Here is a 23,074-nt window from a genome sequence, read left to right on the forward strand (position 1 = left end):
TTTTATGGATGCATCAACATTATTAGCTCTTCGTGACCCTGCAGGGATCCCTTTTTATCCAGTAGTTTTTCAAGGGCTTTATATTTTAACTTGGGCTTTACATGCCGCATTTGTTTTTCTTTCACTCGGATCGATGGGATTATCGCTTTATGGAACAACGAGACAAACAAGTGATTCGAACTGGAAAATTTTAACTCCTCATTTATTACAAACAGGAAAGATTAGTGTCTCATTATTAATTGTACTAGGTGTAGCACCATTACTCTTTACTCAGGTTATTTATGATCCAAACTGGTATGTTGCAAATACATTGTCAGGTATGTGGGTTTTTACATTTATTTATGCTTTAATTGCAGGATACGTTATGTACTATTGGTATTATTATGCAAATCATGCAAAAGAGGGCAGTGGCAAGCTTATCGGTATTATTTCGTTTGCTATTTTAGTTTTTGCCGGTATTTTAATGCATAACTTTGCCGTTACCTCAATTATGCCAAACGAGTGGATGGAAATGTACGCTCCAAATGGTGTTGTAGATACAAGTGGAACAACGCTAAATATAGACTTTATTAGACTAATATTTATGTTAAGTTTGTGTATCCCTGTAGTTGGCGTATTTTTACAAAACTATAGTAAGTTTATTAGTACAAGGGATGATTTTTCTAATGAGTTAAAAACATATACAGCACATCTAGGTACAAAAATTGGTTTATACGGTTTAGTACTCAGTGCAATACTTTTTGTTGCTTGGATGTTTCAAGTCGATTATTTAACAAATCCGGTTGTAATTGCTACAGTTTTGGGTGTAGTAGTATTACTATTTATGATCGCTAACAATAAAAACAGCTATATTACTACAGGCGTATTAGTTATTGTTGCTATCTTAATATCCACTGTAAGAGAAGTGATTAGATATGAGATCATGGCAGAGCTGGGATACAATATTTACGATTACACTGTAAATCTTGAGATACCGTCTATTACAATGTTCTTGCTTACGTTCTTAATTATGGGTGGAGTGGGTGTTGCTTACATTTTAACTATGGCTTGGAAAGTTGGTAAAACACAAGGCGTTTTTGATGGGACAAAAGAAAAAACAGTAAATAAATTAGCTAACTATACAATTAGTATTATGGTTGTTTGGATGGTGGTTTATTTTGGATGGGGTATGTTTACGCTTTTTAGCAATACATTATAAGATCAGGAGGGTTTGTACCTCTCTACTACGCCAATAGAAAGAGAGGTACAAACACACATTACACGCAAATGTAACTTCCAATTATAACATGTTTTAAGAGGGGAAATGAGAAATTTTTCCCTCTATAATTCTCTTGTTTTTATGGGAAAGGGGATTAGAAATCCTCCCCTTTAAACATATCTGCTTGGAACTCTACTATTTTATTTCTACCAGTATTTTTTGCTTCGTACAAGGCAGTATCTGCAAATTTGATTGTTTTCCAAATGCTGTCTGCATCATCAGGGTATTTTGCAATACCGATACTAATAGTCTTTTTCATCGTTTCACCCATTCCAACATCAAAAGTAAGTGCAGCAAATGACTGGTGGATTTTTGCAGCAACATTTAAAGCACCTTCAGCTGTTGCATTGTGAAGTAGTATTAAGAACTCTTCTCCACCGTAACGTATTGCCAGATCAGCTTCGCGTATACTTTTTTTGAGAACGTTTGCAAGCTCTACAATAACTTTATCACCCAGATCGTGTCCATAGGTGTCATTTACCATTTTAAAGAAGTCGACATCAAGCATTAATACTGTGTATGTTTCATCTTTACGATTTGCTTGAGAGATAACTTGATCGATAAACTCTTCTAAAAATCTTCTATTGTATAAACCTGTCATCCCGTCTCTTAAAGATGTATCACGCAGTTTTGCTGTAAGAATTCTACTCTCAATTACAGGTTTCGCAGCTTCTAGATAGTTCTTTATACTAGGTGTTTTCGCATTAATCTGACTAACTTCACTCTCATTTTTTGCTGCTATGTTAAGTACTATACTATAGTCATCATTGATACTAAAAGGGATACAAACATAAAAACCGTCTTGTTTATGACATGCTTGACACAGATCAATATACTCTGTAGAGATTACATCTGATTGTGTTCTAAAAGCACGGCATAAGCTTGCATTGTGATTTACATGATCGCTACACATTGCTTTATCTGTAGATGAATAGATCAGTTTTCTCTCATGAGTAGATTGATTGACTTGGTAGAATGCAAACTCATGAATATCAAATTTATACTCAAGCGCATCAATAAATCTTTTGTAAACAGTCTCTTTATCGAGGTCTAGTTCAATAGTCTTTTTAAATTTATAGATATCCGAGAGTTCACCTATAATAGATTTTGCTTCCTGCAGAGGATCTTTTGAAGCGACACACCCTTGAGGGATAAAGGTAGAGAGGTTGTATTTGATATTTCCAAATGTCTCTTGCATCTTGCTAAAAAGAGTATTGAGTTGTTCTGCAATGTTTCTTGCGTCACCTTTTACATTAGTAAAAAATGTATGTGTAAAGTCACCGCTGTATGCTTTTGTAATACCCTCTTGCATACTTGAGAAAAGTTTCATATACGGAGATACATAATGGTTAAGTAAAAATAATACGATTACGATAAATCCAAGGTTGATCGCAAGAATTTTTAAGATAGTAACCATTCCGGCATTACGCATATTTGTAATGTCAAACTCCATACTGATCGCACCGAGCGTTTCACCTCTTTGTACATTATGACACTGTAAACAGTTTGGTTGAGATGTTGTTGCAATATAAGGAACTGAGACTCTTAAAATAATTGAATCTGTTCCCTCTTGAATAGTTTGCACTATTTTACCGCTTTGCAGCGTCTCTTTATCTATTTCGTCACGAAGTGTTTCACTTGAAAAACCTTGACCGTATTGTTTAGTTACAAGTGGTGAACGTACAATCCATAAAGATTTTACTTCACTATGATTGTTGGAGATCTGGTCTAAGAAGTATTGACGTTTATCCATCATATCGTTTACCATATGTGCAGTTAAACCGTCTTTTACTATAGCAGCCGTCATAGTTGCTTTTTCAGTAGCACCTTTAATACTGTATTCTCTAAAATTTAGAGATACATTTACTATTGTAGCAATAGCTAATGCTAGCAACATGATTGTGACTATAAATAATAACTTAAACTTTGTCCCCATATATTCTACTCCACTGTAACGCTTTTTGCTAGGTTCCTTGGCATGTCAACATCATTACCTAATCTTATAGAAACCTCTAATGACAACAATTGTACCACAACCATCATCTCAAAAAACTCTAACATGTAAGATTCGTGCTTTTTTGTTGCAATAAAGTCGTCTGCCTTTTCAAATTGTAACGGACTGATAGCACAAATTGTTGAATCTCGTGCGCTGAGCTCTTCAACATTGCTTTTTGATTTCTCATATAGCATATGTTCAGGGAGTAAAGCAATTGTAAAAAGTTCCGGATCGGCAAGTGCAATAGGTCCATGTTTCATCTCTCCGCTTGGATAACCTTCTGCATGAAGATATGAGATCTCTTTGAGCTTTAAAGCACCTTCTAGTGCTAACGGATAGAAGATATCTCTTCCTATAAAGAAAAATCCATGACCGTGTAGATATCTTTTCGAGAGTCTTTTAATCTTTTCATGGATCTCATCGCGTACTTTTACTGAAGCCGGAACCTGACGGATAAGTTCAATCTGTTTTGCGATCTCTGTTTTATCTAACGTACCTCTGAGGTTTGCCAGATGAAGTGATAACATCCAAAAAATAGTTACCTGTGTAGCAAATGCTTTTGTTGATGCAACCCCTTTTTCAACACCTGCACGCGTTAAAATCGTTGCATCTGAAAGTCTTACCATAGAAGAGTTGTCTACATTACATATAGTAAGAGTTTTTAAACCGGCATTTTTTGCCATTTTTAATGTTTCTAATGTATCGGCAGTTTCACCGCTTTGAGAGATAGCGACAAACAGTGTATCTTCTGTCATGATCGGTTCACGATATCTAAATTCACTTGCAATTTCAACAGATGTTTTCACTCTTGCATAACGTTCAAACAGATATGAAGCCGAGAGTGCTGCGTGGTAACTTGTTCCACAGGCACACAGTTTGATCTCATTAATCCCATTAAAGAGTTCTGGGTCAAGTTCTTCAAATATTACATCATCAGTTCCGAGTCTTCCAAGTAAAGTATCTGTAATAACATTACTTTGTTCATAGATCTCTTTTTCCATAAAAAATCTAAATCCGTCTTTTTGTGCCGAGAGTTTATTAGTTGAGAGTTTTGTAAAATGAGGTTGTTTTTCTTGTTTATTTTTATTGAAAATTTTGATCTCATTTGGTGTAACGTAGCCATAATCTCCGTCATCAAAATAGTTGACATCCTCACAATGACCGATTAGTGGAGTATCTGATGATGCAAAATATTTTTCGTTCTCTTTATTTCTTCCCACAAGCATAGGTGAACCTAACTTTGCAAAAAATATAGTATCTTCTTTTGATTTTGTAACAAGTAAGATAGCATACGCACCTTGAAGCTGAGAAATTGTTTGTTCAAACGCCTCAAATTCAGATGTAGCAGTTTTTAGGTTTTTTTCAAATTGGTGTACGATCACTTCCGTATCTGTCTGGCTTAAAAACTTTACACCATCACTTTCCAACTCTTTTTTTAGTTCTGCATAATTTTCAATAATACCGTTATGAACTACGTAAGAACATTCACCCAAATGGGGGTGTGCATTTAGCTCTGTCGGTTTTCCGTGCGTAGCCCATCTTGTATGTCCGATACCCACTGCAAAATGTTCTGTTTTAAAATCTTTTGTTTTTTCTTCAAGATTGACTAACTTCCCTACAGCTTTGAAATTGTTAAATTCACCATCGCTTAAAACTGCAATTCCCGCTGAGTCATATCCTCTGTATTCAAGTTCTTTTAAACCGTCTAATAAAATCTCTTTTGTATTATTTTTTCCTATATAACCGACTATTCCACACATATGTACAACCCTAAAAAACTTATTTTGTTAAAAATTTGTAAATTTCATCAGCATTATTGCATATATTATTTTGTTTTTCCATTAAGAAACTGTCTCTGACTTTAAATTTACTCGAATGAATTTTTGCACTGACGATATTAATATTTAGCTGCTCGAATTTATGCATCACATATGCAAGCAGTCCAATCTGATTTTTCGTTTGTATATTGATCTCAGCATGTGTTAATGAATGCTCACAATCGATAGTAATATCACTTTTTTTAATCTCAATGTTACGAAGTTTAACCTCTTTAGACATATCAAAAGCATCTTCAACCATAATCTTAATATCTTCAAGAATACTCGGATCAACATTTTGTGTAAAATCTATTTTAAAATATTTTACATTATCAAAGAGAGTAAAAATTTCCATTGATGCAACATCAAGATGTGAGAGTGTTGAGAGTAAATAACCAACATTGAGAGGAATTCTTCTAAAGATCTCGATTGTTAAAGAGTTCTCATTTTGGATATTGTAACTATAATCTTTTGTCTCTTGTGCCTGTTGTGCAATTTTTAGAATATTTTGCGGTGTATTTTTAAAGAAAAAGAGGTTGGAAACAACAGATAAAATTTTATTTTGCAACACTCTTGGAAGCGTTTTAAACTCTTCAAGGTTTTTTACCTTTTTTTCAATAATGACACGTTTTTTGGCATCTGTTATACGCTCTTTATTTTGCGCAACCTCTAAAGCACTTGTGTAGAGTTCGTAAAGGAGTTTTGCACTAAAGACTGTATATGTTTTTCCGCCAACTCCGTCAACTCCGTTGATATCCGCATAAGTAAGTACGTAAAGGAGTTTGAGATTTTTTTCATCTCCGACATTCGACATGAATTTATAAAGTGTTTTTTCATTGTGAATGTTGTCTTTAAATGCAACAGAACTCATAAGTATATGGTGCTTTACAAGTGTGATAGCGCGTGACGTATCTTCTCCGTCAAGTTGCATTTTTTTTGCAAACTGAGCTACGAGTTTTGCTCCCACTTCACTGTGATCTTGTTTTCTCCCTTTTCCGCTATCGTGTAAGAAAACAACTATTTTAAGTAAAAACTTCTCTTTTTCATCCATTGAATCATATAAACTTTTGATAAAAGGTTCTTTAATGTTTTCAAGCGCTTCTATACATTTTACAGAGTGCAGATCTACCGGAAAATGGTGATATCCGTCAAACTGTGGCAGATGAAGTACTTTTTTAAAGTTAGGAAACAGCTCATGGAGTATCCCTGCGTCATAAAAAAGTTTTAAAAATGAATAGATGTGTTCTTTTTTCAAAAGCTTTTTAATCAGAGTATATGTTTTTTGTTTGAGTGGGTGGGAAATTGTCGTATATGTAAACTGATTTAAAAAACCGGCATCAAACTTATAATCTTGATCTTCAAGGTTAATCAGAAGTTCTAAAAGCTCATTGATAGGTCTCGGTTTTAGATTATAAGATGCAAAAAGTCTGTCATCTCGTTTATAGATCCCTTTTTGAATTCTACATTTGCGGAACTCTGAAATATTATGTTTATCGTAAATAAAACTACGCACCATTTTTTTTACAAAGATTTGGGTAAAGTTATTGACACGCCATCCAGCTTCAAGCACTTTACTTGAAAGCTTTTTTTGATTTGAAAATCCTAAAAGTTTTGTAACCTGAGGAATATGTTCAAGTCTAAGGGTGTCTTCTTGTTTCCCCGTTATAAGATGCAGGGCACTTCGAACACGGAAGAGCAGTTCTATAGCGATTCGATACTCTCTATACTCTTCATCGGTAAACAATTCCCCGCTTAGCTCTTTGATAGATTCGATTCCGTAAATAGTTTTCGCTATCCAATAGATCAGTTGAGCATCACGAAGTCCGCCGACACCCTCTTTGATATTCGGTTCCATTGAGATTGAGAACCTTTTTCTTCTCCCTTGGGCTTCTTCGATCTTGTTTAAAATAAACTCTTTTTGCTGATAGAGTCTCATCTTATGCAGTTCACGTGTAGTTGCATGCCAAGTAAAAGAGGAACCGCAGATGAAGCGAGATTCCATTAAAGATGTTCTAATTGTAATATCTTCATTAGAAGCTTTAAAAAGATCTTGTACTTCATGAACGCGATGTCCCAGTTTCAGTCCTGCATCGAGTGCCAAATAAAAAAGTTTTTCTATAATGAGTTCGGTATTGTATCCGTGTACATCTTCATAAACGATCAAAAGGTCTATATCACTGTGGACACATAGTTGTTCCCGCCCGTAACTTCCAAGTGCAACAACTGCTATAGGTATAGAGCTTCTCATAGGGAGATAGTTCCCAAATGTACGTCTAAGTACGGTTTTATACATTAACTCAATGATAGAGTCGAGCTTTTTTGTATGTCGTACGAGAAAGTCTTTTCCTTGGTTTTTTTCAAAAAGCTGGTCTAAAGAGTCTTTATATTCTTTTATATACTGTTTAAAAAGTTTTGAAAGTTCGAAGTCTGAACCATTGTTTTCTATGATGTTTTCAATTTGCAATAATATATCCATGGTTTTAATTATATACCAAATTTTGCTATAATCATCTAAAAAATTGGACAAAAAGATGGCAATTACAAAAAGAGTGACTTTTATAGCAAAAGAAGGGTGTGAAGAGAAAATGAAAGAGCTTCTTTCAGCAATGGTAGTACCTAGTAAAGCTGAAAAAGGTTGTGTTTTTTACGAGATCGTACAATATGAAAATAATAGAAGAAAATTTATGGCGATAGAAACATGGGCAGATGAAGCAGCACTTGACGGGCACAGAGCCTCTGCACATTATGCTGTGTATAAATCATCGTATGAACCGTATTGTGAAGAAAAGTATACAGATGAATTAGAGGTATTAGGGTAGGATATGAAAAATTTATGGAATGATAAAAACGCTTCAGAGTGTAAAGATGAACTAGATTTTAGAGTTTATACATCAAACCTTTTGGGTAAAAATGATGAACTGGTATTACATGGTGGTGGTAACACTTCTGTCAAAGTCGATAACCTCCTATATGTAAAAGGAAGTGGTTGGAATCTTGTTGATATTGAACGAGAAGGTTTCTCTCCGGTTAATATGGATGCACTTTTAGATATGGCAAAGCTTGAAACTTTAAGTGATAGTGATATGGTGAGATTACAACGTGCTGCAATGACAAATCAAGATGCACCAAATCCATCTGTAGAAGCTATTTTACATGCACTAATCCCTTACAAGTTTGTTGACCATACACATGCTGATGCTGTTGTGACTATCTCTAACTCAGTAAAAGGGAAAGAGCATATTGAAAAGTTATATCCAAACTTTTTAATCGTTGATTATGTGATGCCTGGATTTGAATTGGCACATAAAATTTATGAGATGACAAAAGATATTAACTGGGACTCAATCGAAGGGATTATCTTACATAATCACGGAATCTTTACTTTTGATAATGATGCCAAAAAATCGTACGATAAAATGATCGAAGCGGTAACAAAAGCGGAAGAGTTTTTAGAAGAAAATGCTCAACTTGAGATTCAAAGAAGCTACGAGCACAGTGGTTGTGACATTGCAAAGATTACAAAAGTGTTTTCAAAGTACAAAGGGTATGAAGTTCATCTCAATATCAACCAATCACCTTTAGCATCTTTTTATGCTTCACAACCAAACTTAAAAGAGTTTGCATCTCGCGGAGTATTAACACCAGAGCATATCATTCGTACAAAACGAGCACCTCTTGTGATGGAAGATACAAATCTTGAAGCTGGAATTGAGAACTATATTAAAGAGTATGAAGAGTACTATATGCGCTATGAAGATGGTGAGATGATGATTAATCCTGCCCCTAATTATATGATTATTAAAAACTTAGCTGTAATCTCTTTTGGAGCGACGAAAAAAGAGGCTGATATTGTTAACGATATAGTTGAACATACTATGAAAGCCGTATTGCAAGCTGATAAATTAGGCGGTTATGTAAGTATTAGCGAAAAAGATAGTTTTGCTATGGAATACTGGGAATTAGAACAGGCGAAACTAAAAAAATAATGGATAAATATTTACTCGCAATAGATGCCGGAACGGGAAGTATCCGTGCGGTACTTTTTGATACTTTAGGGAATCAGATCGCAGTATCACAACAAGAGTGGACACACCTTGAAGAAGAGGGTGTACCCAACTCTATGAGTTTTGATTTCAGAACAAACTGGCAGCTTACGTGTGAGTGTATTTCAGATGTGATCACTTGTTCATCTATTGATCCAAAAGATATATTAGCCCTTAGTGCTACAAGTATGCGTGAGGGGATAGTCCTATATGATAAAGAGGGAAATGAGCTTTGGGGTGTGGCAAATGTGGATGCACGTGCCTCAAAAGAGGTAGAGTATCTTAAAGAGAATTTTTCAGGCTTAGAGGAGAAGTTTTACCAAGAAAGTGGGCAAACTTTTGCTCTTGGTGCTTTGCCGCGTCTATTGTGGCTGAAAAACAATAGAGCAGATCTCTATGAAAAAGTTGCATCTATCTCTATGATCGGAGATTGGATTTTAGCAAAACTCTCAGGTGTGATCGCATCTGATCCGAGTAACGGTGGCACTACGGGAATTTTTAGTTTACAAAATCGCACTTGGAATGCAGGTATGGCGAGTGAAATTGGTCTAAAAGATACAATCTTTCCTCCTGTATTAGAAGTTGGTGAAGTAGTGGGGAATGTAACACCGGAAGCTTCAAAACAGACTCGACTCGATCCATCTACTAAAGTGGTAATGGGTGGCGGTGATGTGCAGCTTGGCTCAGCGGGACTTGGCGTAGTGAAAGAGGGTGATGTAGCAGTTCTGGGCGGGAGTTTTTGGCAGCAGGTAGTGAACATTAGTTCATTGACAAAACCGCCTAAAGATATGGGATTACGTGTCAATCCCCATGTAGTTCAAGGGCTCTCGCAAGCAGAGGGAATTACGTTTTTCTCAGGGCTTATTATGAGATGGTTTCGGGATGCTTTTTGTGATCTGGAGAAGTTGGAAGCTGATAAGAGTGGAAAAGATGTGTATGCGTTCATGGAAGAGAAAGCTATGCAGATTCCTGCCGGCTCGTATGGGATTTTACCGATTTTTTCGGATAGTATGAAGTATGGGAAATGGTACCATGCATCTCCGAGTTTTTTAAACCTTTCACTTGAGAGTGAGAAGTCAAACAAGTACTCAATGTTTCGATCTTTAGAAGAAAATGCGGCAATTGTTTCAAGTATTAATCTAGAAAACATTAAAAAGTTTAGCGGTGTAGAGTTTAATGAGATAGTATTTGCAGGCGGGGCCAGCAAGGGTACCCTTTGGTCACAGATACTTTCAGATGTTACGGGTTATACAGTGAAAATTCCAAAAGTAACGGAAGCAACGGCACTTGGTGCGGCGATGGCAGCGGGTGTGGGAGCCGGAGTTTATGACTCTTTGGTGGAAGCTTCGCAAAAATTGGTAGAGTGGGATAAAACTTTTACACCAAACTTGGAAAACAAAAAAGTTTATGATGAACTAAAAGAAAAATGGCAAAGTGCTTATGAAGTACAATTAAAGCTAGTTGATGATAATATCACGACTTCAATGTGGAAGGCTCCTGGGGTTTAAAAAAAACTGCTGGAGGGTTCTTTTTATATTATTTCTTAGAGGACGAATCCTCGCTTCGCTCTGAGCCTCACGAAATAATCTAAAAAGAACGGGAAAATGTTATTAAACCCTATAGAAAAGTAAAAAGATACAGAGGAAAAGATGGATAGAATAGATTTCGATACAGCACTAAAACTTTACGATGAAGACCTTTTCGTACTCGGTGAGATGGCAGATAAAAAGCGTAAAGAACTTCACGGCAATAAAACATACTTCAATATTAACCGCCATATAAATCCGACAAATATATGTGCAGATGTATGTAAGTTTTGTGCGTATGCAGCAAATAGAAAAAATCCAAATCCTTATACAATGACACACGAAGAGATTATGGAGATTGTGGATAAGATTGTAGAAGACGGTGTGAAAGAGGTGCACATTGTTTCAGCGCATAATCCGGATACGGGAATAGAGTGGTATCTTGATATTTTTAGAAAGATCAAAGATAAATATCCGCAACTTCATGTAAAAGCACTGACTGCTGCTGAGGTTGATTTCCTTGCTCGCCATTACGGCAAAACATATGATGAGATTCTTGATATGATGGTTGAAGCGGGAGTAGATTCTATGCCGGGCGGCGGTGCTGAGATCTTTGATGAAAAAGTACGCGATTACATCTGTAAAGGGAAAGTAACGTCTGACCAGTGGATAGAGATCCATAAAAAATGGCATGAACGCGGGAAAAAATCAAATGTTACTATGTTATTCGGTCATGTAGAAAACCGTGAACATAGAATTGATCATATGATGCGTATCCGCAAACTTCAAGATCAAACGGGTGGCTTTAACTGCTTTATCCCTCTTGTGTATCAGACTGAAAATAATTATCTAAAAATTGAACATCCAATCACTGCCGATGAGGTACTTCGTACTATGGCAATTTCTCGTTTAGTATTAGATAATGTACCGAACTTAAAAGCGTACTGGGTAACTTCAACGGTAAATCTGGCACTAGTAGCACAAGAGTTTGGTGCAAATGACCTTGACGGTACTATCCAAAAAGAGTCTATTAACTCTGCTGCGGGTGCTAAGAGTGCAAACGGGATTGAGCTTGATGATTTCGTAGGACTGATAAAAGACAGCGGTTTTACACCGGTTGAGAGAGACAGTATCTATAACGAGATTAAGGTTTGGTAGTTGGATATAACGGTCGTTATTCCAACTTATAACCGTTACCGCTTTTTAAAAAGGGCGATAACTTCCGTCCTTGCACAAACATACCAGCCAAAAGAGATCATTGTTGTTGATGATGGCTCAATTGATGAAACTTTCCAAATACAAACAGACTTTCCACAAATAAAATATATCTATCAAGAGAATAAAGGTGTTTCATCTGCTAGAAATATAGGGATTAAACATTCAAGTTGTAACTGGATCGCATTTTTAGATTCCGATGATGTTTTTGAAAAAGAAAAACTACAAAAACAAGTTGGTTTTCATAAACAAAATGCAGGGATATTAATGAGCTATACGGATGAGATATGGATACGAGATTCTCAAGAGATCAATATTCCAAAAAAATTTCAAAAAATAGGAAAAGATATTTTTACAGAAAACCTCTCTTATTGTAATATTGCTCCATCTTCAGCCTTGATACATAAAACAGTTTTTGACAATGTCGGTAGATTTGATGAGTCTTTAGAAGTATGTGAGGATTATGATCTCTGGCTTCGCATAATGATACGATATGAAATTAAACTATTAAATGAAAAACTGATAAAAAAATATGCAGGACATGAAGATCAGTTAAGCTTTAAACATTGGGGAATGGATAGATTTCGTGTAGTTTCTTTAGAAAAACTATTGAAAATAACAACCTCACAAGAAAAAACCTCAAAAATTAAAGAGGAACTTTTAAAAAAGTATGAATTGTTACTAAAGGGTGCAATCAAATATGATAAAATACATGACATTTCAATATATAGGGATAAGATTGCAAACTTTATCAAAAGAGACTAAATTAACGATATTTTATATTGTTTTAGCGTATATATTCTCAATTGCTATGAGATTTATTTGGGTAAATCAGTTTAATGGATATGAACCGTTTCATTTTAACGGACAGTTTATGATCAACACAAATGACGGGTATTTATGGGCTGAAGGTGCAAGAGATATACTTGGCGGAATTTATAGAGATGTAGACCAAACTCCTGTAGCAGAAGCACCCGCAGTTTTAACGGCATTTTTTGTAAAAATACTGCCATTTTCTTTTGAAACTGTTATTTTTTATATGCCCGCTTTTCTCTCTTCTTTAATTGTTATCCCTATTATTTTAATAGCAAGATTGCTTAAAAACTTGGAGATGGGGCTAATTGCTGCATTGTTGGCTTCAATTGCATGGAGCTACTATAACCGTACAATGGCAGGCTATTACGATACGGATATGCTCAATATCGTACTTCCTATGTTTTTATTATGGTCAATTATCTGGGCGGTAAAAACGGATCAAAATATCTATCTTCTTTTAACAGCTTTAGATATCTTGGTATATAGATGGTGGTATCCGCAAAGTTATTCTCTAGAGTTTGCATTTTTCGGTTTAATCCTTGCATGTACACTTATCTTTGACCGTAAAAATATCTTTAACTATAAACTGCTTGCAATTATGATGTTTGCTATGATGGGACTTGATGGTTACACAAGACTTACTTTGGTAGTAGTATCGTTTTATATTTTTACTCAAGAAAAGTTTGATAAATATGTATATTACATCTTAGGTGCTGCTATAGCAACATTTTTTGTTACAGGTGGATTTAATCCTATATGGATACAACTTAAAGGGTATGTATTTAAAGATAGTGTAAGTGTAGCTGAACAAGGTTTACACCTTCATTTCTTTACCGTAATGCAGACAATTCGTGAAGCGGGACAAATCCCTTTTGAAATGTTTGCAAACCGTATAAGCGGTAATGTTATTGTCTTTATAATTTCATTATTAGGGTATGGATATCTACTCTTTAAACATAGAATTATGCTGCTTTCATTACCGTTAGTGGGACTTGGCTTTTTAGCATATGTAGGGGGACTTAGATTTACTGTTTATGCAGTTCCTGTTTTAGCATTTGGAGTTGCATTCTTGATTACGGAACTTGCTCAAAAAATGCCTACACAAAAGTTAAAATATCTCTCAATGATTACATTTACTTTACTTATCTTACTTCCAAACTATAAGCATATAGATGATTATAAAGTTCCGACTGTTTTTAATGCAGAAGAAGTGAAGGTACTCGAGCAACTAAAGAGTATTGCAAATCCAAATGACTACACTATAGCATGGTGGGATTATGGATATCCTATCCGTTATTATGCAGATACACAAACATTAATAGACGGTGGAAAACACAGCGGTAGTGTAAACTTCCCTGTAAGTTTTATTTTAACGCATCCTCAAGATGCAGCTGCTAAGATGGCTCGTTTAGATGTGGAGTATACGGAGAAAAAACTCCTCGGGGATAAAAATCAGACCCATTTTTCAAATATTGAAGAGATTACGAAAGATTATGGATTTAATAATACAAATCTTTTTTTAAATGAGCTTACCAAAGATATCAAGTTACCAAAGAAAACAACAGATATTTATCTCTATTTACCGTTTAGAATGCTTAATATTTATCCGACAGTGACATATTTTTCAAATATCAATTTAATGAACGGTGTGCAAGGGAAGCAGCCTCTTTTCTTCCAAAGCAGAAATTTTAAAGATACAGGAGAGAAACTTTTACTTGGAGGTAATGTTTCTTTAAACAAAAGTGACTTAACACTGACACTTGGGAAGAAAACTGTACCGATTAGAAGATTTGTAAAAACTGTATATGGTCAAGATAATAAGGTGCATGTAGAGTCACAACTTGTGAATTTTACATCCGATATAAGCTTGATTTATCTTGCTTCTTACAATATATTTTTAGTTGTAGATGAAGCAACATATAACTCTACATATATACAACTGTTTGTCTTAGAAAACTATGATAAAGAACTATATGAGATGGTGATTAACACTGTAGGTGCGAAAGTATTTAAGCTAAAAATTTAAATGATAAAGGACGAAAAATGATAAGAAAATGTTTATTCCCGGCAGCAGGATACGGTACAAGGTTTTTACCGGCAACAAAAGCAATGCCAAAAGAGATGTTACCGATTCTAACTAAACCGCTCATTCAGTATGGTGTAGAAGAAGCGATGGAAGCCGGATGTGATGTTATGGCAATTATTACGGGACGCGGTAAACGTGCCATTACAGATCATTTTGATATCTCTTATGAGTTAGAACATCAGATACAGGGTTCATCTAAAGAAAAAATGTTAGATGGTATACGTAATATTATTAAAAACTGTACATTTACATATACTCGTCAAAATGAGATGAAAGGTTTGGGAGATGCAATTTATAAAGGAAACGTATTAGTAGGTTTCCAAAATCCTTTTGCAGTAATACTTGCAGATGACCTTTGTGTAAATCCTGACGGTGACGGAGTACTCAAACAGATGGTTGATCTTTACAATAAATATAAATGTTGTATAGTCGCTACTATGGAGGTACCAAATGAAGAGGTACATAAGTACGGTGTAATAGAGGGTAACGAGATTGAGGACGGTGTATTCATGGTTTCAAATATGATTGAAAAACCGGATAACGATAAAGCACCTTCAAATCAAGCGGTAATAGGGCGATATATTTTAACACCGGATATTTTTGAGATGATTCAACATACAAAGCCCGGAAAAAACGGTGAGATACAGATAACAGACGCTCTTTGCGAACAAGCAAAAAAAGGGATGGTTATCGCATATAGATTTAAAGGAAAGAGATTCGACTGTGGAAGTGTAGAAGGTTTCGTAGAAGCTACTAACTACTTTTATAATAAAGAGAAAGAAGAACTTTAAAATGCATTACAGACACAATTTTAATCCTACAATATCAGACGAAGAGATCTTTAATAAGATTTTAGATGAACAAGAGCTTATAGGTTATTATAATCTTCCTTTACAAGATCCTACTATATATAAAGAGTATGCTAAAACTGTAAAACAAAAAAATATTGTAGTGATTGGAATCGGGGGGAGTACACTCGGTACTTATGCGATCTATAAATACCTCAAACACTCTAAAGAACTCAGTAAAAAACTCTATTTTTTAGAAACTACGGATCCTATTGATATAGAGTCAAAACTGGAAAATGTTGATCTCAACGATACTCTTTTTATTGTAATATCTAAGTCGGGTACAACAATAGAGACTATATCTATCTTCAAATATATCCATTCCCTTGTAAGTATTGATAAAAATAATTGTGTCGTAGTAACTGAACATGATTCAAAACTAAAAACCTATGCCGATGCAAACGGAATGAAAAGTTTTGAAATCCCTAAAAATGTAGGCGGAAGATTTTCTGTTTTTTCTGCTGTCGGACTTTTACCTTTAGCGATCGTGGGTATCAATATAGACGATCTTTTAAAAGGTGCACAAATGGTGCACCAATCATTTTTTAATAAAAGAAACTTCTATAAGCGTTTGATCAATAAAGCGAGATTTTTAGTTGAGTATAAAAACAGTTTTAACGTAAATGTAGTTTTCTCTTATTCATCAAGACTTGAAGGGTTTAACAAGTGGTACATTCAGCTCTGGGGTGAATCGCTTGGAAAAGTTGATATAAACTCTACGAGACAAGGTTTAACACCTATCGGAATTATCGGACCTATCGATCAACACTCGTTTTTACAGCTTATTATTGAAGGGAAACGTGATAAAACCGTAACGGTAATCAAGGTGGAAAATTTCTATAACCATCTTAAAATTCCTGCCGTGAAGCTTGAAGGTTTAGAAGAGTTAGATTACATTGACAACTTGGAGTTCTCAAATCTTATCAATAAACAAGCAGATGCAACTATAGAGTCTATAAACAATGTCAATGATATCCCTTGTGATGTTATAACGATAGACGGGATGTGTGAGAGTGCCATTGCAGCATTAATGTATGAATATGAACTATTAACATCTTTATGTGCAAAATTTATGTACATCGATGCCTATAATCAACCGGGTGTTGAGAGCGGTAAAAAGATCTTGAAAGAAAAATTGATAAAAAATATTTAACAAAATAAATTATTTTTGTTAAATTTCGTAAATTAAGTTATAATAAACCTGATTTTAACAAAAAGGAATAAAATGAAGGTTTTACTTAGTTTACTAATAGGGTTTAGTTTTTTATTTTCGTCTGTTGATATTAACAATGCAGATAAGTCTCAATTGATGCAGTTAAAAGGGGTCGGTGCAAAAAAAGCTGATTCTATTATCACTTATAGAGAGGCGCATTGTTTTACTAACATTGCTGAACTTGAAAAAGTGAAAGGTCTTGGTAAAAAGTTTATAGAAAAAAACAAGGACAACATCTCAGTAGGTGCTTGTAAAAAGTAAATATTATCCAGAGAGTTTCTCTGGATAAAGGTCATTATTTGATGATATGTCCGACAAATTTTGACATATTGTCAAGTATCTCACCACCTTTTCTGAAGCTGAGTCCACACGCTTCATAGGCAAAAAATACTCCGGCTTGGTATTTGTCTCCTTGAGAATCTTTAGCAAACTCAACATATTCCTGGTAAACTTTTTTATAGTTTCCATAAGGTCCTTCTGTTTGTGTAATAACCTCTTCATTTCCATCTAAAACTCTCGTATTCGCACCTTCACGTCCAAAGACAGGTTTCTCTACCTGTTTAACATCTAAAGGCTCAAAAGAGGTTTTAAGAAGATACGGTGAATCAGGAAAGAGATCGCATAGTATCTTCATTATTCCTTTTGATTGAAAGATAAGGGTATATGCAGGATTTAATATGATTGCCTCTTGATTTACCATAATAGATGTAAGCGTAGTAGCTAGTTCTGGCTCATCTATAGCTATATCTTCCCACGGATAAAGTTTAAACCAGTACTCATATTTGTTCTCGTCTGCATCATAGATACCGCTCTCATCAAACTTTACGTTTTGAAGATATTCAAAAGAGGTTACAAAGCCTGCATCGGTTGCGATTTGCTGTAAAAGCTTTGTTGTCGCTTCCTCTTCATCATTTCCTTCGATTGATGAAAATAGGATCTTCCATCCGTCATAAAACTCTTCAAATTTCTCAGTCTCATCAAAAAGTGTAATCAGACGTTTAAAGTTCTCACTAATAGCTTCATACACATTGTTAAACTGTTGAGCCTCATCAAGGTTGTTTTGTTTTAAAAGTGCCCATTGCAGAAGGGCAGTTTCAAATAGTGCAGTTGGAGTATCTGCATTAAATTCAATAAGCTTAATAGGTTTACCGTCAATACCGCCTGCGAGATCAAATCTACCGTAGATATGCCAGTGGACATCATTTTCCCAAGATTTTTTAATCGCATCTACTAAATTAAATGGAATACCAAGTTCGAAAAAAAGATCATTTTCGATCACATACTCGGCAGCCTCTACAAACATATCGTAGAGCTCATTAACAGCCGTATAATAATTCTCTGCATCTTTATGGGAAATTTCAACAAGTTTATCACTAACATATTTTGAACCGTCAGTATCTGTATGCCAGGAAAAGCCTATTTCTTCTAGTTCTTCATTACTCAGCGGAGTAACATCTTGGAGTTGTATCACTCTTATCCCCCAAAAGAACTACTGCCAGTTTTTTTAGAAAAACTGCCACTGCTTTTATTGTATGTTGAACTACTTGAAGAGCCGAAAAAGCTTTTTTTCGAGCTCGAAGATTTAGTTGAACTCCCTGAAGCTGAACGAGAATATGCACTTTTGTTTGTAGTTACTGCATTTCTTGCAAAACTTTTATTATTCATAAGAGCATTACCGATCATGTTTCCAAGTAAACTTCCTGCTGCTACTGCAAGGATAGTCCCTGCAAGACCCATCCCTGCATCACCTGCACCGCTTTGAAGCGTTTCACTCGTACCGTTTTGCACTTTATTATACTCTTGTTCGGCAAGTGCTTTCATTTCAGCTTCATTCATAAAGCGTTCTGTAACGTTTCCATTTTCATCACGTTCGCGTATAATTGCACGAGATGGACCATCTGTCGGCATCTCCTCTACAACTACATATTTTCCGTTAGTTTGTTGTTCAATTACTAAAAATTTATTTTGTGCTTGTTCTTGTTGTTGTGAACATCCACTAAGGATACTCATCATAAGTATTCCGGCACTTCCAAGTGCCACACCGCCGGCCAAAGATGAAATATGTTTCATTAAATTTTTCCTTTTATTTTGTTTTTGTTTAAGATAATTATTTTATTGAGCTCTTTATCAAAAAATGTAACTTTCTCTCTTCCGTTGTAAAGAATATCTCCATGGTATGAAAACCTTGATGTTTGTAGTGTTACATCCTCTTTTGCCAATAAAAATGTTCCTACACTTTTACCGATAGGTGCAATCAAAGTTAAAAAACTCAGTACAAATAAAAAACCGACACTGTATAAAGCAACTTTAGTATTAGTATAAAGTGTAACATAGCCGATAATAAGGCTAAGAAGAAAATAAAGTATTACACTTTGATTGTCTGCAAAAAGTATATTGTAATATAGATCAATTTCATAATAATCTATGTAATTAAGTTTTATTCCTAAAAAGAGGAAAAAGTCTAAAATAAATGTAAAAAACATTCCAGATAACAAAGCTTGCAATAGTTTACTCATCTCAATCTCTTTATTTTTTTATTGTTGATACGTAACAGTTTAGAGGCTGTTTTTTCTTCTAAAGAGTTTCGATCTTCTATTATTATATCAGCTTTTGCTTGACAAAATTCCCGATCAAAGTTTTTCCCGCTCTCATTTGCAGAAGTGGAAAATGTCCAAGTGAGTTGTCGCAAAATATTTGAATTTAGAGGATAAGAAGCGACTCTAAACGCCTCATTTTTTACAATAAAAGTAGTCTGTTTTGCTAAGCGAACCAACTTTTTTTGTTTTTTTGGAACCCGTTTTCCATCTTTCTTGAGACTCTCTAAAGAGTTGTAGACTTTTATAAAGGGTTTATTATTTGGGCGTGATTTGATATGAGCGAGTCGATTAGAATCTTGAGATAACAAACCGACGGTAGTGTCGGTTTGTGTCAGTATAACTTTTGTATTTAAACTAAAAAGTCTTGAAGCGCTGTTGCTTTTGACCATGAATCATCTTTCATTTCGTCAAGTGCAAGTACTGCAGCACGAGCAGCACTTAAAGTTGTGAAATATGGGATATTTCTTTTTAGAACCTCTTGACGAATCACTACAGCATCTTTTTTGCTTGTGTTATTGTCTGAAGTGTTGATAGCCATTGCGATCTCATCATTTTTCATAGCATCTTCGATATTTGGACGACCTTCAGAGATTTTAAGAACTACTTCACATTCAACACCTGCTGCTGCGATAACCTCTTGAGTTCCTTTAGTCGCTACAAGTTTAAATCCGTGGCGAACTAAACCTTTAGCAATATCTACACCATGTTGTTTGTCTGCATCTACAAATGATAAGAAACATGTACCTGCTGTAGGGATGTTGTTTCCTGCACTTAACTGTGCTTTAGCAAATGAGATACCGAAGTTCGAACTAATCCCCATAACTTCACCCGTAGACTTCATCTCAGGACTTAGAACTAAGTCAGCACCATAAAGTTTATGGAACGGGAATACTGCCTCTTTAACAGAGATATGCCCTTTTAATTTAGGACGAAGTAAATCATTTACCTCTTCAACAATGTTGTATTTGTCATAGTATGCAAGTGAATCTCTTAAACTCTCACCCATCATTACACGAGTCGCAACTTTTGCAAGTGGCATACCTGTCGCTTTAGATACAAACGGAACTGTTCTTGAAGCTCTAGGGTTTACTTCGATTAAGTAAATTTCACCTTCATAGATAGCGTACTGAACATTCATAAGACCACATACACCAAGTCCTAGTGCAATAGTTTTTGTCTGAGCTTCAACTTTCTCGATCATCTCTTGAGATAAATTTACCGGCGGTAATGAACAAGCAGAGTCTCCAGAGTGGATACCCGCTTCTTCAATGTGTTGCATAACTGAACCGATATAAACTTCTTTACCGTCAGAGATACAGTCAACATCAAGTTCAATTGCTTGATCTAGGAATTTATCGATTAGAACAGGTGCTTCGTTTGAAACAGAGATTGCTAAGTCCATGTATTGGCGAAGTTCATCTTCTGAATAAACGATTCTCATACCGCGACCACCAAGAACAAATGATGGACGGACAAGAACAGGGTAACCTAACTTCTCAGCAATTACGTAAGATTCCTCTTTTGTACGTGCTAAACCGTTTGCCGGTTGTTTTAAACCATGCTTGATAACGAAATCAGAGAACTGCTCTCTATCTTCAGCCAAGTCAATTACCGCCGAAGGTGTTCCTGAAATTTTTGCACCGATTTTCGTAAGTGAATCTGCAAGTTTAAGAGGTGTTTGTCCACCAAAGTGTACGATAATGCCATCTGGATTTTCATTCTCAATAACTTCTCTTACGTGCTCAAAGTCGATTGGTTCAAAGTAAAGTACATCTGATGTATCGTAGTCTGTTGAAACAGTTTCAGGGTTACAGTTGTACATAATTGTTTCAATATCCATCTCTTTTAAAGCAAAAGCAGCGTGAACACAACAGTAGTCAAACTCGATACCTTGACCGATTCTGTTTGGCCCACCACCAAGGATAAGAACTTTTTTCTTATCAGATTTTCTTGTTTGAGCCGGAAGTTTTGTAATATTTGTACTTGAATAAAGATACGGAGTAAGTGCTTCAAACTCAGCTGCACATGTGTCAACTTCGTTGTACTCTTGTCTTACACCCAGTTTTTTTCTTGCTTCAAAAACATCATTCTCAGTAACTTTGTTATCAGTGTTTTGAGAAACTAGTTGAGCAATTCTTTTGTCTGAGAAACCGTCTACTTTTGCCATTCTCATAGCTTCTTCTTCAAATAACACTTTGTCAGTCATTGTTTTCTCAGCTTCGATTAGCTCTTGCAGTTGGTATAAGAACCATGGGTCAATTGCACAAGTATCAAACATCTCTTCAACACTCATACCGCGGCGGAAACCTTCTGCAACGTAAAGAATTCTGTCTGCATTTGGACGACGGATTTCATGTTTTACAAACTCATCATCAGCATCAATAGGATCTAGTCCACATAGCCCAGTTTCAAGTGAACATAATGCTTTTTGTAAAGACTCTTTAAATGTACGCCCAATTGCCATCGCTTCACCAACAGATTTCATAGAAGTTGAAAGTGTACTGATAGCTTCAGGGAATTTCTCGAATGTAAAACGTGGTACTTTTGTTACAACGTAGTCGATTACAGGCTCGAATGCCGCAGGTGTTCCCGTAATGTCATTTGTGATCTCATCAAGTGTAAAACCAACTGCAAGAAGTGTAGCCACTTTTGCGATTGGATAACCAGTAGCTTTTGAAGCAAGAGCAGATGAACGAGATACACGCGGGTTCATTTCAATTACGATCATACGACCAGTTTTAGGGTCAATTGAGAACTGAACGTTAGAACCACCTGTGTCAACACCGATCTCTCTTAGAATAGCAAAAGAAGCATCACGCATTCTTTGGTACTCTTTATCTGTAAGTGTAAGTGCCGGTGCTACAGTGATACTATCACCTGTGTGAACACCCATTGGATCGAAGTTTTCAATTGAACATACGATGATACAGTTGTCCGCTTTGTCACGGATAACTTCCATCTCATACTCTTTCCATCCAAGCATAGATTCCATAATTTCGATTTCATTGATTGGAGATGCTGAAATACCTTCTTGAGCAAGTTTCTCAAACTCTTCCATATTGTATGCTACACCTGAACCGCCACCGGCAAGTGTAAATGAAGCTCTAGAGATAACAGGGAAACCAATCTCTTTAGCTACTTCAATAGCTTCTTCAACGCTGTAAGCATTTTTACTTTTTGGTAAATCCATACCGATTTTTACCATAGCTTCGTTGAAAAGGTGTCTGTCTTCACCTTTGTTGATAGCTTCCGGGTCTGCACCTAAAAATTCTACACCCTCTAGCATACCTTTTTCATACATGCTCATAGCAACGTTTAGTGCAGTCTGTCCACCCATAGTCGGCAGTACTGCATCAACATTTTCATCTTTGATGATTTTTGCGATGATATCTTCTTTGATTGGTTCAATGTATGTTCTATCTGCAAACTCAGGGTCAGTCATAATAGTTGCTGGATTTGAGTTGATCAGTACTACGCGATAACCAAGCTCTTTAAGAGTCTTAACTGCTTGTGTTCCAGAGTAGTCAAACTCACAAGCCTGACCGATAACGATCGGACCAGAACCTATAAGTAAAATAGTTTTAATGTCGGTGCGTTTTGGCATTTTTTACCCCATAAAATAGTCTATATAAAATTTAGAGATTATAGCCAATATGCAC

At 35.6% G+C, this 23,074-nt stretch carries 18 protein-coding genes; 10 read left to right on the plus strand and 8 right to left on the minus strand.

Features of this window, described 5'->3' with window-relative positions:
* Window positions 1–4 precede the first annotated feature (4 nt).
* Window positions 5–1,198, plus strand: a complete 1,194-nt coding sequence (locus QWY88_RS00220; RefSeq protein WP_304542821.1) for a hypothetical protein — start codon at window positions 5–7, stop codon at window positions 1,196–1,198.
* A gap of 154 nt (window positions 1,199–1,352) precedes the next feature.
* On the opposite strand, the gene QWY88_RS00225 is transcribed toward QWY88_RS00220, so the two are convergent.
* The 3 genes from QWY88_RS00225 to QWY88_RS00235 are packed head-to-tail and all read right to left on the minus strand — an operon-like array spanning window position 1,353 to window position 7,547.
* Window positions 1,353–3,155 (minus strand): GGDEF domain-containing protein, encoded by a 1,803-nt coding sequence (locus QWY88_RS00225; RefSeq protein WP_304542822.1) that lies wholly within the window; start codon window positions 3,153–3,155, stop codon window positions 1,353–1,355.
* Between the two features lie 44 nt (window positions 3,156–3,199).
* On the minus strand, window positions 3,200–5,014 hold the full coding sequence (gene glmS / locus QWY88_RS00230; RefSeq protein ID WP_304542824.1) for a glutamine--fructose-6-phosphate transaminase (isomerizing): 1,815 nt from the start codon (window positions 5,012–5,014) through the stop codon (window positions 3,200–3,202).
* Between the two features lie 19 nt (window positions 5,015–5,033).
* Entirely contained in the window at window positions 5,034–7,547 is a 2,514-nt protein-coding gene (locus QWY88_RS00235) for a [protein-PII] uridylyltransferase family protein (RefSeq protein WP_304542826.1), read from the minus strand.
* A 55-nt stretch (window positions 7,548–7,602) separates the two neighbouring features.
* Here QWY88_RS00235 and QWY88_RS00240 point away from each other — a divergent pair, with 55 nt between their 5' ends.
* The 9 genes from QWY88_RS00240 to QWY88_RS00280 all read left to right on the plus strand — a co-directional run bounded on the left by QWY88_RS00240 (window position 7,603) and on the right by QWY88_RS00280 (window position 17,079).
* The gene (locus QWY88_RS00240; RefSeq protein ID WP_304542828.1) at window positions 7,603–7,890 is read left to right on the plus strand and encodes a putative quinol monooxygenase; all 288 of its coding nucleotides are present in this window, start codon (window positions 7,603–7,605) and stop codon (window positions 7,888–7,890) included.
* A gap of 3 nt (window positions 7,891–7,893) precedes the next feature.
* On the plus strand, window positions 7,894–9,057 hold the full coding sequence (locus tag QWY88_RS00245; protein ID WP_304542830.1) for a class II aldolase/adducin family protein: 1,164 nt from the start codon (window positions 7,894–7,896) through the stop codon (window positions 9,055–9,057).
* Entirely contained in the window at window positions 9,057–10,622 is a 1,566-nt protein-coding gene (gene lsrK / locus QWY88_RS00250) for an autoinducer-2 kinase (RefSeq protein ID WP_304542832.1), read from the plus strand. The genes QWY88_RS00245 and lsrK overlap by 1 nt, the downstream gene beginning before the upstream one ends.
* Window positions 10,623–10,763: 141 nt before the next feature.
* Window positions 10,764–11,798, plus strand: a complete 1,035-nt coding sequence (gene mqnE / locus QWY88_RS00255) for an aminofutalosine synthase MqnE (protein WP_304542834.1) — start codon at window positions 10,764–10,766, stop codon at window positions 11,796–11,798.
* Window positions 11,799–12,620, plus strand: coding sequence for a glycosyltransferase family 2 protein (locus tag QWY88_RS00260; RefSeq protein WP_304542836.1), 822 nt, complete (start codon window positions 11,799–11,801; stop codon window positions 12,618–12,620).
* Window positions 12,595–14,697 (plus strand): STT3 domain-containing protein, encoded by a 2,103-nt coding sequence (locus tag QWY88_RS00265; RefSeq protein ID WP_304542838.1) that lies wholly within the window; start codon window positions 12,595–12,597, stop codon window positions 14,695–14,697. The genes QWY88_RS00260 and QWY88_RS00265 overlap by 26 nt, the downstream gene beginning before the upstream one ends.
* A gap of 17 nt (window positions 14,698–14,714) precedes the next feature.
* Window positions 14,715–15,548: a UTP--glucose-1-phosphate uridylyltransferase GalU gene (gene galU / locus QWY88_RS00270; RefSeq protein ID WP_304542840.1), complete on the plus strand. Its 834-nt coding sequence runs from the start codon at window positions 14,715–14,717 to the stop codon at window positions 15,546–15,548.
* Between the two features lies 1 nt (window position 15,549).
* A complete protein-coding gene (locus QWY88_RS00275; protein ID WP_304542842.1) occupies window positions 15,550–16,758 on the plus strand; it encodes a glucose-6-phosphate isomerase in 1,209 nt (402 codons plus the stop codon).
* 72 nt (window positions 16,759–16,830) lie between these two features.
* Window positions 16,831–17,079 (plus strand): ComEA family DNA-binding protein, encoded by a 249-nt coding sequence (locus QWY88_RS00280; protein ID WP_304542844.1) that lies wholly within the window; start codon window positions 16,831–16,833, stop codon window positions 17,077–17,079.
* A 34-nt stretch (window positions 17,080–17,113) separates the two neighbouring features.
* Here the strand turns inward: QWY88_RS00280 and QWY88_RS00285 are convergent, their stop codons facing one another.
* From QWY88_RS00285 to carB, 5 genes are read right to left on the minus strand one after another with little or no spacing between them, the layout of a single operon-like run.
* Window positions 17,114–18,286 (minus strand): glutathionylspermidine synthase family protein, encoded by a 1,173-nt coding sequence (locus QWY88_RS00285; RefSeq protein ID WP_369811206.1) that lies wholly within the window; start codon window positions 18,284–18,286, stop codon window positions 17,114–17,116.
* Window positions 18,287–18,291: 5 nt separating this feature from the next.
* On the minus strand, window positions 18,292–18,888 hold the full coding sequence (locus tag QWY88_RS00290; RefSeq protein ID WP_304542848.1) for a Cj0371 family chemotaxis-regulating polar lipoprotein: 597 nt from the start codon (window positions 18,886–18,888) through the stop codon (window positions 18,292–18,294).
* A complete protein-coding gene (locus QWY88_RS00295) occupies window positions 18,888–19,334 on the minus strand; it encodes a hypothetical protein (RefSeq protein WP_304542850.1) in 447 nt (148 codons plus the stop codon). Before QWY88_RS00295 ends, QWY88_RS00290 begins: the two co-directional genes overlap by 1 nt.
* On the minus strand, window positions 19,331–19,804 hold the full coding sequence (locus QWY88_RS00300; RefSeq protein WP_193114303.1) for a Sua5/YciO/YrdC/YwlC family protein: 474 nt from the start codon (window positions 19,802–19,804) through the stop codon (window positions 19,331–19,333). The genes QWY88_RS00295 and QWY88_RS00300 overlap by 4 nt, the downstream gene beginning before the upstream one ends.
* Window positions 19,765–23,019 (minus strand): carbamoyl-phosphate synthase large subunit, encoded by a 3,255-nt coding sequence (gene carB / locus QWY88_RS00305; protein WP_304542855.1) that lies wholly within the window; start codon window positions 23,017–23,019, stop codon window positions 19,765–19,767. The genes QWY88_RS00300 and carB overlap by 40 nt, the downstream gene beginning before the upstream one ends.
* Window positions 23,020–23,074 lie beyond the last annotated feature (55 nt).

It is taken from the genome of Sulfurimonas sp. hsl 1-7 (genome assembly GCF_030577135.1).
GTDB classification, from domain to species: Bacteria; Campylobacterota; Campylobacteria; order Campylobacterales; family Sulfurimonadaceae; genus Sulfurimonas; species Sulfurimonas microaerophilus.

Coding starts and splice junctions, on each gene's coding strand:
- QWY88_RS00290 (WP_304542848.1), bottom strand. CDS start 18,888: ATGAAACATATTTCATCTTTGGCCGGCGGTGTGGCACTTGGAAGTGCC.
- QWY88_RS00280 (WP_304542844.1), top strand. CDS start 16,831: ATGAAGGTTTTACTTAGTTTACTAATAGGGTTTAGTTTTTTATTTTCG.
- mqnE (WP_304542834.1), top strand. CDS start 10,764: ATGGATAGAATAGATTTCGATACAGCACTAAAACTTTACGATGAAGAC.
- QWY88_RS00225 (WP_304542822.1), bottom strand. CDS start 3,155: ATGTTGCTAGCATTAGCTATTGCTACAATAGTAAATGTATCTCTAAAT.
- QWY88_RS00295 (WP_304542850.1), bottom strand. CDS start 19,334: ATGAGTAAACTATTGCAAGCTTTGTTATCTGGAATGTTTTTTACATTT.
- galU (WP_304542840.1), top strand. CDS start 14,715: ATGATAAGAAAATGTTTATTCCCGGCAGCAGGATACGGTACAAGGTTT.
- QWY88_RS00240 (WP_304542828.1), top strand. CDS start 7,603: ATGGCAATTACAAAAAGAGTGACTTTTATAGCAAAAGAAGGGTGTGAA.
- QWY88_RS00275 (WP_304542842.1), top strand. CDS start 15,550: ATGCATTACAGACACAATTTTAATCCTACAATATCAGACGAAGAGATC.
- QWY88_RS00245 (WP_304542830.1), top strand. CDS start 7,894: ATGAAAAATTTATGGAATGATAAAAACGCTTCAGAGTGTAAAGATGAA.
- QWY88_RS00220 (WP_304542821.1), top strand. CDS start 5: ATGGATGCATCAACATTATTAGCTCTTCGTGACCCTGCAGGGATCCCT.
- QWY88_RS00300 (WP_193114303.1), bottom strand. CDS start 19,804: ATGGTCAAAAGCAACAGCGCTTCAAGACTTTTTAGTTTAAATACAAAA.
- glmS (WP_304542824.1), bottom strand. CDS start 5,014: ATGTGTGGAATAGTCGGTTATATAGGAAAAAATAATACAAAAGAGATT.
- carB (WP_304542855.1), bottom strand. CDS start 23,019: ATGCCAAAACGCACCGACATTAAAACTATTTTACTTATAGGTTCTGGT.
- QWY88_RS00235 (WP_304542826.1), bottom strand. CDS start 7,547: ATGGATATATTATTGCAAATTGAAAACATCATAGAAAACAATGGTTCA.
- lsrK (WP_304542832.1), top strand. CDS start 9,057: ATGGATAAATATTTACTCGCAATAGATGCCGGAACGGGAAGTATCCGT.